At 66.4% G+C, this 12,311-nt stretch carries 8 protein-coding genes; 2 read left to right on the forward strand and 6 right to left on the reverse strand.

Features of this window, described 5'->3' with window-relative positions; genetic code table 11:
* The first annotated feature begins 12 nt into the window (after positions 1 to 12).
* Complete coding sequence (locus F4Y45_18160) at positions 13 to 567, forward strand: Uma2 family endonuclease (protein ID MXY26431.1); 555 nt, start codon at positions 13 to 15, stop codon at positions 565 to 567.
* 72 nt (positions 568 to 639) lie between these two features.
* Here F4Y45_18160 and F4Y45_18165 read toward each other — a convergent pair whose 3' ends face one another.
* On the reverse strand, positions 640 to 2,628 hold the full coding sequence (locus F4Y45_18165) for a PQQ-binding-like beta-propeller repeat protein (protein ID MXY26432.1): 1,989 nt from the start codon (positions 2,626 to 2,628) through the stop codon (positions 640 to 642).
* 107 nt (positions 2,629 to 2,735) lie between these two features.
* On the opposite strand from F4Y45_18165, the gene F4Y45_18170 reads away from it, so the two are divergent.
* Entirely contained in the window at positions 2,736 to 3,707 is a 972-nt protein-coding gene (locus tag F4Y45_18170) for a cyclase family protein (protein ID MXY26433.1), read from the forward strand.
* 138 nt (positions 3,708 to 3,845) lie between these two features.
* On the opposite strand, the gene F4Y45_18175 is transcribed toward F4Y45_18170, so the two are convergent.
* The 5 genes from F4Y45_18175 to F4Y45_18195 form a co-directional block, all read right to left on the reverse strand.
* Positions 3,846 to 4,502, reverse strand: a complete 657-nt coding sequence (locus tag F4Y45_18175; GenBank protein ID MXY26434.1) for a carboxymuconolactone decarboxylase family protein — start codon at positions 4,500 to 4,502, stop codon at positions 3,846 to 3,848.
* A gap of 86 nt (positions 4,503 to 4,588) precedes the next feature.
* Positions 4,589 to 5,950 (reverse strand): amidohydrolase, encoded by a 1,362-nt coding sequence (locus F4Y45_18180; GenBank protein MXY26435.1) that lies wholly within the window; start codon positions 5,948 to 5,950, stop codon positions 4,589 to 4,591.
* On the reverse strand, positions 5,950 to 9,948 hold the full coding sequence (locus F4Y45_18185; GenBank protein ID MXY26436.1) for a hypothetical protein: 3,999 nt from the start codon (positions 9,946 to 9,948) through the stop codon (positions 5,950 to 5,952). The genes F4Y45_18180 and F4Y45_18185 overlap by 1 nt, the downstream gene beginning before the upstream one ends.
* A gap of 185 nt (positions 9,949 to 10,133) precedes the next feature.
* Positions 10,134 to 11,384, reverse strand: a complete 1,251-nt coding sequence (locus tag F4Y45_18190) for an ATP-binding protein (GenBank protein ID MXY26437.1) — start codon at positions 11,382 to 11,384, stop codon at positions 10,134 to 10,136.
* Positions 11,385 to 11,454: 70 nt separating this feature from the next.
* Complete coding sequence (locus F4Y45_18195; GenBank protein ID MXY26438.1) at positions 11,455 to 12,306, reverse strand: methyltransferase domain-containing protein; 852 nt, start codon at positions 12,304 to 12,306, stop codon at positions 11,455 to 11,457.
* Positions 12,307 to 12,311 lie beyond the last annotated feature (5 nt).

Below are 12,311 nucleotides of genomic sequence, written 5' to 3' on the forward strand. Positions count from 1 at the left end.
GAGAACACCGACTTGGCCACCGCACAACCCGTCGCCAGGTTCACGTACGAGGACTACCGCGCCACACCGGAGGACGAGCGCTACGAGCTCCTCGGCGGGGATCTGATCATGGTTCCAGCCCCGAACATCAGGCACCAGGAGGTGCAAGGGCGGTTGTACTACAAGCTGACCCAGTTCATCCTCGACCACGAACTGGGGAAGCTCTTGCTCGCTCCCTGCGATGTTGTGCTGTCCGACACCGACGTCGTACAGCCGGATCTGCTGTTCGTTTCCCGGGAACGCGAGCATCTCCTGAGCGGGGGCGAAAACGTGCAGGGTGCGCCTGACCTCTTGATCGAGATTCTGTCGCCGTCGACCGCCGACAGGGACCGGGGAGTCAAGCGCGAGCTCTACGACCGACACGGCGTGACGGAGTACTGGCTGGTCGACCCGATGGCCGAGATCGTCTCCATCCATCACCGAAAGGCGGGCCGGCTGGCGCTCAGCCGGACCTTCGGCCGGCGAGACACACTCCGGTCGCCGCTGCTCGTCGGCCTCGAGCTCCACCTCGACGACGTGTTTCGGTAGATCGCCTGACAGACCGCGCCGATCGACGCTGCGACGTCGGGGTAGGTGGAGATGCGCCCGATGGGGCGCCGATCAGGCCTCGGGCAGACGCAGGGCGACCAGCGAGCCGGGATATCGATCCGGCCCGCCGGCGATCGGGATGACGATGTACTGGCGCCCCTCGTGCATGTAGCTCATCGGGATGCTGGTGGCCGGCGCCGGGATCCCGACGGCGCCGAGCTGGTCGCCGGTCCGCTTGTCGACCGCGTAGAGCAGCGGGCGGCCGCCCCTTCCCTCCGAGTACATCAACAATGACCGGGTGACGATCGAGAGCGACTGGCTCCGCACGCCGGTGTTCGGCAGGTCCACGCCGGCAAGCGCCGGGTGATTCCGGATCGCGTCGGGCGTATCGCCGTTGGGGATCATCCACAGCGTCTCCCCGGTGTTCATGTCGATGGCGGTGATCCGGCCGTAGGGCGGCTTGAAGAGGGGCAGGCCCTGCGGCCCCTGCAGGAACCCGTTGTCGGTCGCGTACTTCGCGATGGTCCGGCCGACGGGATTCGGATCCGCCGCGTCACCCTCTTCGCCGGGCGTCAGGATGGGGGCCGCGCACAAGGTCATCGACGAGGCGTAAAGGACGCCGGTCTCCGGGTCGGCCGACGTGCCACCGGTGATGTTGGTTCCCCCGCCCGGACCGGGGCAGTGGATCGCGCCGCGCTTCCCGAGGTCGTTGTCGGGATGGAGCGGCGGCATGAACATCGACCCGTACTGGTACTGGTTCAGGATCTCGAGCGCCTGCTGCCGCAGCTCCGGCGTGAAGTCGATCAGATCGTCCTCGGTCACCTCCTGCAGGTCGTAGGCGGGCGGCTTGGTCGGAAACGGCTGGGTCGGCGAATACCACTCCCCCGGTACATGGCCGCGCGGCACCGGGCGCTCCTCGATGGGCCAGATCGGCTCGCCCGTCTCCCGGTTGAACGTGTAGGCGAACGCCTGTTTCGTCGTCTGCACGAGGATCGGCGTCCGCCGGCCGTCGATGGTGACGTCGAGCAGGTTCGGCGCGGTCGGATTGTCCCGGTTCCAGATATCGTGATGCACCGTCTGGAAGTGCCACTGCCGCTCGCCGGTCCGGACGTCGAGGGCCAGGATGCTGGTGGCGAACAGGTTGTCGCCCGGATGGAACCCGCCCCAGTAGTCGTTGGTCGGCGGGTCGGTCACGACGTAGACCAGCCCGAGCTCCGAGTCGGCCGACAGCGGCGCCCACGCCGACACGTTGCCGGTCCACTGCCACGCGTCGTTCTCCCACGTGTCGAAGCCGAACTCGCTCTCCGACTGCGGGATCACGTTGAACTTCCACAGGTGCTCTCCGGTCGCCGCGTCGTACGCCAGCACGTGTCCCGGAACGTTCTCGTGGCGCGTCTGGCGGTAGCCCTGTTCGTGCGAGTTCCCCACCACGACGACGCCGTTCACGACGATGGGTGGTGACGAATTGGTGATGTAGCCCACCTCGGACGGCAGGCCGTTCGTCGGGTGGTACTCGTAGCCGAAGTCGGCGAGCAGATCGACGGTCCCGTTGTTGCCGAAGCCGGAGATCAGCTTACCGGTGTCGGGATCGAGCGCGTGCAGGAAGAAGCCGGGGGTGACGACGTAGATGCGCCCCTCCCCGTTCACCTGATCGTAGGCGACGCCCTTGCCGTAGTTCTTGCGCATCGAATCCGCCCAGCGCTTCGTCGGCGGCTCGCGGAAGGTCCAGAGGGTCTCGCCCGTCTCCGGGTCCATGGCGATCACCTGGCGCCGGTAGCCGGCGACGCCGAACAGCTTGCCTTCGGCGTAGATCGGCGTCGAACGCATGACGTTGTCGACCTGCGGGCCGTAGTTGTCGCCACGCCAGACCCACGCCACCTCGAGGTCCTCGAAGTTCCCCGCGTTGATCTGATCGAACGGCGCGTAGCGCGAGCTCCCTTCGTCGCCGCCCCAGTGGGTCCAGCCGCCGTCGCCCTGCGCGGACAGCGTGCCCGTGGCCAACAGGGCCAGCACGCCCAACGCTCCGAGGAGCTTGGTTCCCGCCAATCGCCGTCGTGTCATGGTGTCGATCTCCCTCAGCCGAGTCGCGTGATTATGTCCGATCCGGCCCGTTGACGCCGTCGCCGCCGCGTGGCAGAGTCGGAACCCACGTCTCCAGGAGGAACGCCGTGCGACTTCACCTTGCCCCGATCGCCTTCTTGCCACTGCTCACCCTGTTCGCCGGCGCACTCGCTCTCGCGCCGGCCGCGCATGCGCAGTCGTGGTCGCTGCCCTCCGAGGCGGAACGCTGCCCGTCGAAGTGGGGCGCCAACGACACGCGCGGCGCCGCCAACCATATGGGCCCCGAGTCGGTGCTGCGCGCGGCGGGCCTGATCCGGGAGGGGCGTGTGATCGAGTTGGGACAGGTGCTGCATAGTGGGATGCCGCTCGGCGCCCGGCATTTCGACGTCTACATGAAACCGACGACGATGAACCCGCAAAGCAACCGGCGCGGATCGAACGAGGAGCTGGTGGTGGCGGAAATGGGTCAGGTCGGGACGCAGTTCGACGCCTTCCCACACCAGACCATCGGCGACAGCCTCTACAACTGCGTCGACATGAACGAGGTGATTACCCGGACCGGCTTCACGCGGCTCGGCGTCGAGGGCGTCGGCACATTGATGACGCGAGGCGTCCTGATCGACGTCGCCGCGCTCAAGGGCGTCGACATGCTGCCGGACACCTACGAGATCACGGTCGACGACCTGCAGCAGGCGCTGGACCGCCAGGGCGTGTCGCTGGAAACAGGTGACGCAGTGCTGATTCACACCGGATGGGGCGTGCTCTGGGAGACCGACGGCGAGCGTTTCATGGCGACGAACCCCGGCATTGGAGTCGCTGCGGCCGAATGGCTCATCGAGCACGACCCGATGATCCTCGGCGCCGACAATCAGCCGGTGGAGGTCTCTCCCAACCCCGACCCGAACCTGTCGCTACCGATCCATCAACTGGCCCTGGTCGTCCACGGCATCCACCTCGTCGAGCGGATGAAGCTGGACGAGCTGGCCGCCGCCGGCGTCTACGAGTTCGCCTTCGTCGTCCAGCCCCTCAAGCTTCAGGGCGCAACCGGATCGACCGTCGTCCCGGTCGCCATCTACTGACGGACCCAGGGTAGCCCCTGTTTCCCGCGCATTGACGCTGTCCTAGCGTCATGGATGCACGCGTTCGCGACATCCGGCACGCGGTGCGCACGCTCGCAAGCAGCGAGCCTTCACGCTTGTTACGAGCGGACTCGAACGCTAGCGCGGGAACGCCGGCAGCGGCGGCTCCACTCCCTCGGGGAGCGGGGTCCGGGCGGTGTTCATCACCATCGCGAGGAGCTGGTAGTAGCCCATGATGCCGATGGTGTCGATGACGCCGCGCTCGCCCAGATGGTCGACGAGCCGGGCGTAGGTGGGATCGCTCACACCCTGGGTGCGGAACAGCTCCCGCACGAAGTCGTAGACCGCCGCTTCGTCATCCGCCATGTCGATGGGGCGGCGTCCGTCGGCGACAGCGTCGATGATGGCGCGGTCGAGTCCCTCGCGCTCGGCGATCGGCGCGTGGACGTACCATTCGTACTGCTGCGTCCAGTGACGCGCGGTCAGCAGGATGACGAACTCGCTCAGCCGGGGCGGGAGCGCCGTCTGGTAGCGGGCGTAGTCGCCCACGTTGCGGGCGCGGCTCATCACCTCGGGGCTCCGCAACAGGGGAACGAACGGACCGCCGACGCTGGTGCGGTTGCGGACGGTCTTGAACTCCTCGACGGCGGCACGCTGGGCCTCGGTCATCTCCGCTTCCGGAATCGGCGGCATGCGGTCCTGTGCGGTGACGGTCATGGCGTACGTCGGCGCCAGAATGATGATGGCCGCGAGCCTCCCGGCAACCGCGGTGGGGAAGTGACGATTCGTTCTCATCTGACGCCCCTCCTCGCGGCGGATCCTAGCAGGCAGCTCTGGGATGCATCGCCGCTCGAACGTAGCCGGGATTTCACCACGGGCTGCTACGGGCCGCTCCGCTCGTGCAGATAGTCCCAGAGCAAGTAGGCCATCGACCGCATGCCCATCGGCAGGGCGCTGTCGTCGGCGCGGAACGTGGGTGAGTGGTGATCGCCGGACGTCGTGCCCGGCGCGAGCGTTCCCAGCAGGTAGAAGAAGCCCGGCACCTCGTTCGCGAACAGTGAGAAGTCCTCCCCTGCCATCCAGGGGTCGGCCACGGCGACGTTGTCCGCGCCCAGGGCATCCCGGAGACTCGGCACGGACCGTTCGGTCAGCGTCAGGTCGTTGATCGTCACCGGCGTAATGCGGTCGTAGTCGAGCTCGAACGATCCGCCGCCGGCGCGGGTAACGCCATCCAGGATCTCCCGCATCCGGCGCTCCACGGTGTTCTGAACCTCGGGGTCATAGGTGCGCACCGTCCCCTCGAGGCGGACTTCGCCCGGGATGATGTTGAAACGGGTGCCGCCCCGGATCATTCCGACAGTCACCACACTCGGCGCCAGCGGCGGCAGGTTGCGTGACCGAATCGTCTGCAGCGTGGAGACCGCCTGGGCCGCCATCACCACCGGGTCGACGCCCAGGTGGGGCGCCGCGCCATGCGACTGGCGGCCCCGGATGGTGACCCGGAAGTGGTCGACCGCCGCCAGCGCGCCGCCCGGCGTGTAGACCGCCTTGCCGACATCGAGATGGGCGCTGGCGTGCAGCCCGAAGATCGCCTCCGGGCGAAGTTCGTCGAAGACCCCTTCCTCGAGCATCAGCGCCGCGCCGCCCTTTTCGCCCGGCGGGGGCCCTTCCTCGGCCGGCTGAAAGATGAACATCACCGTGCCCGGCAGGTCGTCCTGAAGCGCCTTGAGGATCGAGGCCACGCCCAACTGCACCGCGGTATGGACGTCGTGGCCACAGGCATGCATGACCCCCACTTCCTGTCCGAGATAGGTCGTGCGGCGGGTCGACCGGAACGGCAGATCGGTCTCCTCGGTAACCGGGAGGGCATCCATGTCGGCGCGGACCGCGATGACCGGCCCGGGCCTGCCCCCGCGCAGGATCCCCACCACGCCGGTGTGCGCGATCCCGGTCCGCACGTCGTCGAACCCCAGCTCTCGCAGGTGGTCGGCCACCAGCGCCGCCGTTTCCACTTCGCGGTTGCCGAGCTCGGGATGCTCGTGAATGTGGTGCCGAATCTCGGTGATCTGCGGTACGAGACGCTCCACTTCCCGGTCGATGTCGGGATGCTGCGCGCCGGCCGGACCCGCGGCCCCAAGGAGCAGACAGGATGCGGTGATGACGGGTGCGATACGCATAGGCAATTCTACGACGGCAAGGGATTGCGCCAAGGAACCGGCGGCCTCGCGCGGTTCCGATGGCATCACGGGGCGGAGGGCGTCGAACCGCGGCCGCCGGGACTGGCGTCCATCACGCAAACCGCGATCTTGCGCTTCTCGTCCCGCGTGAGCGTGGCCTCCAGGCGTTCCTTCAGCTCACTTGGACTTCGCGGGCTAGTACCGGATGGCGGTGGCGGCGTTCGTAGTCGCCCGCGCTCGTCGTCGCCAAAACAGAGCACCAGATAGATGCCGTAGCCGTCCGTCTCGGGATCGCGTACGTAATGTGCGACCAACTGATCGCGAAGGGCACTCCACAACGTGGGATGCGCGTCTTTCTTTATCTCCACCGGCACCTGGTAGCCCCCGCACGAGATGCGGATGTCCGCCCGCTTGTCGTTCGCGTAGTGCCCCTCGGGCTGGGCGTCCACATCCTCCGGCAGGCGCTGCCGCAGGTCCGATAGCAGCGCATCGCGGCACGAGTTCTCGGGTTTCGGTTCTGTGGGCCGACCGTGCGGATCTTCGTTCCAGTACTGCCGCCAGTCGTCGGTGTTGCCGTTCCTGATCTGCACACCGATTTCCTCCAGTCGGTCCGCGACGAGCGCCGCCAGGTCACCGGCGTTCGCCGGCGACGCGTCGTTCAACGTGCGGCAGATCTGCCCGATGTCCGGATGCCGGTAGGCGGCGTCCCTGTAGACCACGTGCTGTTCGTCGCATGCCCGGATCAGCGCTGGACGCCAGCGCGACAGAGCCGGATCGGACGCCAGCGCGTCCAGGGCCGCGCCTGCCTCCGGGCCGGACCGTGTGGCCAATTCTCCAATGAAACTGCCTACACCGCGAGATGCATCCATGACAGGTGTGACAAAGCCGGCGCCAGACCGATCTTCAGGGCCGCACCAACTTCCAAGAAGACTCACCAGGAGTTGCAACGCCGACGTGCCCAGGCCACCATCCGAGAATCGTCCGGGATGATCCGGACACATGAAGGCGGCCACCTGTCGGATTCTCCGCTCTCGCCCATGTGCATAGTCCCACAACTGTTGCTCGTACCTGCCCGGCACAACAATGACACCACACATCAACCAACGGGCGCGCTGAGCGGCGTTCATGCTCTTGCGGGCCAGTTTCTCCACAATCAGATCCTGCAGACTTCGTCCGTCAGCGTGCTGAATTGCCGCCCACAGCAGCTCGTCCAGCGCGTCGAGCTGCTTGAGGGTGCAGCGCGTCGGGAATGCGCGCAGTAGCGGCAAGCAAGCGATTCTGGCGACATCTGCGTGCCGGACATCGTGTGCGAGCTCGTAAGCGCCTGGAACATGCTTGCCGCCGTTCCGAATCCTCGCTGACGCACATTTCACCAGCACGTCGGCCACCACATCGGGCCGCGTGGCCAGGAAACGCCGGTACCACATGGATGCGCCGTCGGACACGCCGAAGGTGCGGAACGCCAGCGCTATCCCGACCTGCCTGTCGTTCAGATTCGAGAGGGCCTCGGTCGCCGCGCGGTCCGTTTCCGCAAGGCCGGCAAGGACCGGCAGCGCCAGGTAGTGCAGCTTGCCCTGAGCATCCAGACGAATGATCTCGGCAACGTCTGGCAGATCATCGCGGTGTATTGCCCGTCGGAAAGCCGACAGCGCCACTTCAATCAGGCGCCGGTCATTGCCAAGGCAGCCGGCCAGCCGCGCCATCGGATCGTCGCCGATTGCGTCCACTGCGATTCCGAAGTAGGCGAGCGCGATTCCATGAAGCAGCGCCGGGGAACCCCGATTTGCGCGCAATGCGGCTTCCTGGGAGCGAAAGTGCTCGATCCACTCCCGGCGTTCACGTTCGACCTTTTCCTGGTCCGGCTGCTTGTCGCGGATGCGGGCCACTAGCTCAAGATGCCCGTCGAGTGGCCACGTCCCCAACTTGTTGACGATGTCTGCCAGATCTAGACGGCCTTTCGTACGTTCGAACAGGACTTCCAAAGAAAGTCCCTCATCGCCGGTCCGGTCGGCCAGGGCGGCAAGGGAACGCTCAAGGTACATTCTCGAGACGCGCTCGTCAGTCGCTGCAATCGCCTGGTCCAGGCACCACGCGCCGAAGTCTGCCGGAAGCGTCGCGCCATACAGGTGGCGCAACACCCCGTGCAACGCGACCGCCCATTCACGGTTGTCCGTTGCGGCGTACCGCTTGACACCTTCGGCAAACACGGCCTTCTGGATTTCGGCGTGCTGCTCGAACCAGACCCGAATCTGCCGCGCCCCTTTACTCGTACTCGGACAGCCAAGTTCTGTGGCAGGCAGTCCGACTCCGAGCCAATCGTACAGACGCCTCGTTGCGATCCGAGAGCCGTGCGCGTGCAGTGCACGCGCCAGAAGCGCCAGGGGTGTCTCTCCCAACACCCGGTGCTGCATATCCGGCCGCAGCTCGTCAAGCTTCGCCGCCAGCGTGTCGAGATGCTCTGCAGCCTCGGTGTCCGAACACTTGTCCAGAAGGTCCCAGCACCAGAACGACCTGTACGCGCCAAAGAGTTCCTGTTCCGAAGGTGTGAAGAAATGGTCCCAGACTTCCGACGGCGGCAAATCGTCGGGGTAGAGCCGCCCGAGGAGGGTTCCGAGAAGCTCGTCGTCAGGGTCTCTCACGCGGCCCGACCGCACGTCGACGAGAAGCTCCTTGAGCGCGGCGGTCTTCCCTCGCTCGTCCGCCTGGCTACGGATGAATGCATCGAGACCTGCCTCGTTGACTCCGGGCCATCGTGTCTCGTCGCGGACAACGTCGACGAGAATCCCGGAGAGTCCGGGCATGGATTTGCCCTTGGCTAGAATCCGCAATACGAAATACACGAATTCCTGGTGATCGTCGGATCGACTGGGATCCGTCAAGATCTCGCGGAAGACTGGCTCCATGCCGGTGCCGGCGAGCGTACTGAAGGACCCGGTTGCGTCGAAAACCGAAGTCAGACGGGACGCTTGGACCCGCAGGGATTCCAGAAGCGCGCGTTTCTCTTCTGCTGAGAATCGGTGCAGGTCCCCGTACAGCCCGACGCCAATGGGATCCCGCTCGATGAGATCGCTGCGGGCGAACCGCGAGTGCGCCGCGATCCACGCGGACAGACCTCTGAGCTCCGTCACGACGACGCCGTCGTGGCCCGTCAACAACGAAAGGACACGCCCGCACGGGAGGCCGCCTCCGACGTTTCGTCGGTCGGCACTGCTTCCACCGATCAACCGCGCGAGGTACCGGGCGCCGAGAAACTCGGCGACGTGACGGTGTACCGGACGGAAGTGCCCGGATGCGTGCGCGCTGAACAACTTCGTCGCGAGCACGCGCCGCAGCTCCCCCAGGCGGCAGCCGACATCGTGAACGGGGGCGCTCGTACCGTCCCGTTCAGGAGTGCATTCGTCGACTGCGGGATAGTCGACGTCCGCCGCTACTGGCGTCACCGCATAACCCGCGATGCCGGCAATGAGCTGAACCGCGCACAGACGTCCCGCGGCGTCGAGCAGGGCCTCCTCCGTCGGCTGCGGCGTGGCAACCTGCGCGCCCGGACTGGACTGCGTCGCGGCGAGGTGTTCATCGTTGTGTTCGCGAACCAACTTACGGCAGGCAGCCTCGAATAGATCCAGACGGCTCGCGGGCCAGCCCCTCCCGTCCCCGACCACCTCTGCAAACATGGCCAGGCACTGAGGATTCCTGAGCAGTCCATCGACTCCCTTCTCGCGCGCCACTGCCATGAATTCCCCGGCATCGTCCACCAGAGATTCCAGAATCAGCTCGATGTCGTCGTCCGTGAGCGGATCGAGGCGCAGTACCGTCACGTGGGTGTCGGGAGATACCGTGCTCAGGTTGGCCCGATCGTTCGCACCGAGCCAGTCCGCCTCGCGGCAGGACAGGCGGAAGCGGGGTGTCCCCAGCCTGTCCAACTTCCTACGGATCGCGTCGAATGGCGTACGTACGTCATGTGCGCCGGTCCGCACCTCATCAAGTCCGTCGATGAAGAGGATCTTTCCTCCCCATTCGGGATGGTCAGACAGGTCGAAGGTCAGAAAATCGCGCGCCGTCACCAAGCAGGCCTGACTACCGTGGGCCGCGCACTCGGTCTCGAACGCTACGCTCTTGCCTGCCCCGGGATCTCCAAGCAACACGTAGGCTGCGTTCTCTCGGTAGGACTCCAGAAGCCGGGACGCACGGCCGTCACTCCGCTGGCTCTCGTCGTCAGTAATCTCCGTGCAGGAGCGGGGAACAACCACGGTCATGGCTCTTCCAGCCAACTGGCGGCAGGTGCTGCCAGGAACTCATTGAGCGGTATGCCGCCTACGCCCACCACCAGGATCCGCTGGGGCTCGAAGCGTTCCTCGAACATCGCCAGTCCGCGCGGTGCTGCCCGGTGCGGCCCGCTCTTCACCTCGATGGCCACAAGGCGCGGTCCACGCTTGAGCACAAAGTCGACCTCGTGGAGACCGTCCCGCCAGTAGTAGACGTCCATGTCCGGCGTGGCCGTGTTGCATAGGTGCGCACCCGCCGCGCTCTCGACTATGCGCCCCCAGAAGGTGCGGTCGGCCCTGGCCTCGTTGAACTCGTAGCCCGAGCCGGCCGTCATCAACGCGGTGTTGAGCACGTTCAGCTTCGGGCTCGATCCGCGCCTGTGCGGTCGGCTGGCGTACTTGGGCAGACCGGCGAGAAGCCCGGCGCTGGCGAGCAGGTCGATGTAGCGCGCCAGGGTGGTCGTGTTGCCGGCGTCCTGAAGCTGCCCCAGCAGCTTCGTGTACGACAGGATCTGTCCAGAAGCCGCCGCGCCTACCTCGAACAGCCGCTTCAATAGGGCCGGCTTGTCCACGCGCGTCATGGAGAGCAGGTCGCGCTCGATATTCGGTTCGACGAGTGCGCGCAGAATGTACTCGCGCCACCGCGGCGGGTCCCGGACCATAGCGGCCCCGCCGGGGTAGCCTCCGAAGTAGAGGTACGAGGGCAGGTCGAAGCCGAACGCGTCGGCCATTTCCGGAAATGACCAGTGCGTGACCGGGATAGGCTCGAAGCGTCCGGCCAGGCTCTCGGTCAGTCCGGACTGCATCAGTAGCGGCGACGATCCCAGGATGACAACGTGCAGAAAGCGGCCTCTCGCGCGGTCCGCATCCCACAGTCCCTTGACCGTGTCGGACCAGCGTGGCACCTTCTGGACCTCATCCAGAACGAGAACGAATCCATTGGGAGAACGCTCCGCGGCGCGGCGGGCTTCCTGCCAGGTGCGCACAAGCCACTCCGAATCTCGCGCTTCCGGGTATCGGATAGCCGTTTGCGATGCAGGTGGAGGGAGGCGGAACGTGGGTGAATCCGGCTCGTCGACGGCGACGTAGTGGCCAAGCCGCTCAGTCTGCCGCAGCGCCTGACGGACGATGGTCGTCTTGCCCGTTTGGCGCGGGCCGAACAGCGCGATGATACGGCTGGGCTCCTCGGCCAGCCGACGGACGAGCGTGGCGACCTGGGCACGCTGGAAGGTAGCCATCCTTCCAACTTTACTCTATTGAGTAAAACTACTCATTATAGTAATACGCTGTTCGTTTCCTGCCTGGGTGCTAGCGCCCCGCGCGGGTTACGGTCCAAACGGCCTGCCTTCCGCCGGTCGTCGCCGTGCCCGTGATCGTGTCTCCGTCCGCGACGCCCCGGTAAAGGGCGTCACCGGCGCGGAACGTCAGCACGTCGCCGGTGAGGGCAACGTCGTCCAGCGTCAACGGGTTGCCGTTCTGCCGGCGGAGCGTGCCGGTCGCCACCTGGAACTGCTGATCGAATCTGAACGTGTCCTCACCGTCCTCCGTCGTCCACGCCCCGGCAATCCGGGCGGGGACGACCCACAGGAGCGCCGTGCAGAAGCCCGGGCAGGGGTCGAGCTGAATCGTCTCGTCCGCCGTCCAGTCCCCCATGTCCCACGTGTTCGAGACGATGCGCGTGCCCGGGGCCAGATCGAGGAGCGTCGGGCGGAGCCGCAGATTCAGATCCGGCAGCAGGAAGAGCGTGATGACAGTGGCCTCGGTGAGATCGATCTGAAACAGGTCGGCCTGCAGGAACGTGACCTGCCCGGACAACCCGGCGTCGGCGGCCCGCTCGCGCGACAGTGCGACGAGTCGGGCGTCGTACTCCACGCCGATGGCGCGCGCGCCCCGCCTTGCCGCCTCGATAACCAGGCGCCCGTCGCCGGAGCCGAGGTCCATCAGGACGTCGTCCGGTCCGAGCGCCGCCATGTCGAGCATCGTTTCGATCAGCGCTTCCGCCGTCGGCACCCACTCGACGTCCTTGCCGTCCTGGCCGACCGCGGGCGGATCCTGGGCGGTGCGTCCGGCGTGGTTCGCGCCGTACAACACGACAGCCCCGGCCGCCGCGGCAACCAGCAGGGCTGCGACGGCGGCGCGGGGCCGCGAAACTAGAGGCATCGTCA

This window comes from Acidobacteriota bacterium (assembly GCA_009838525.1).
Taxonomy (GTDB): domain Bacteria; phylum Acidobacteriota; class Vicinamibacteria; order Vicinamibacterales; family UBA8438; genus VXRJ01.

Excerpts from the sequence above, each read along its gene's own strand:
- F4Y45_18165 (MXY26432.1), bottom strand. The coding sequence starts at position 2,628 with ATGACACGACGGCGATTGGCGGGAACCAAGCTCCTCGGAGCGTTGGGC.
- F4Y45_18175 (MXY26434.1), bottom strand. The coding sequence starts at position 4,502 with ATGAGAACGAATCGTCACTTCCCCACCGCGGTTGCCGGGAGGCTCGCG.
- F4Y45_18180 (MXY26435.1), bottom strand. The coding sequence starts at position 5,950 with ATGCCATCGGAACCGCGCGAGGCCGCCGGTTCCTTGGCGCAATCCCTT.
- F4Y45_18190 (MXY26437.1), bottom strand. The coding sequence starts at position 11,384 with ATGGCTACCTTCCAGCGTGCCCAGGTCGCCACGCTCGTCCGTCGGCTG.
- F4Y45_18195 (MXY26438.1), bottom strand. The coding sequence starts at position 12,306 with ATGCCTCTAGTTTCGCGGCCCCGCGCCGCCGTCGCAGCCCTGCTGGTT.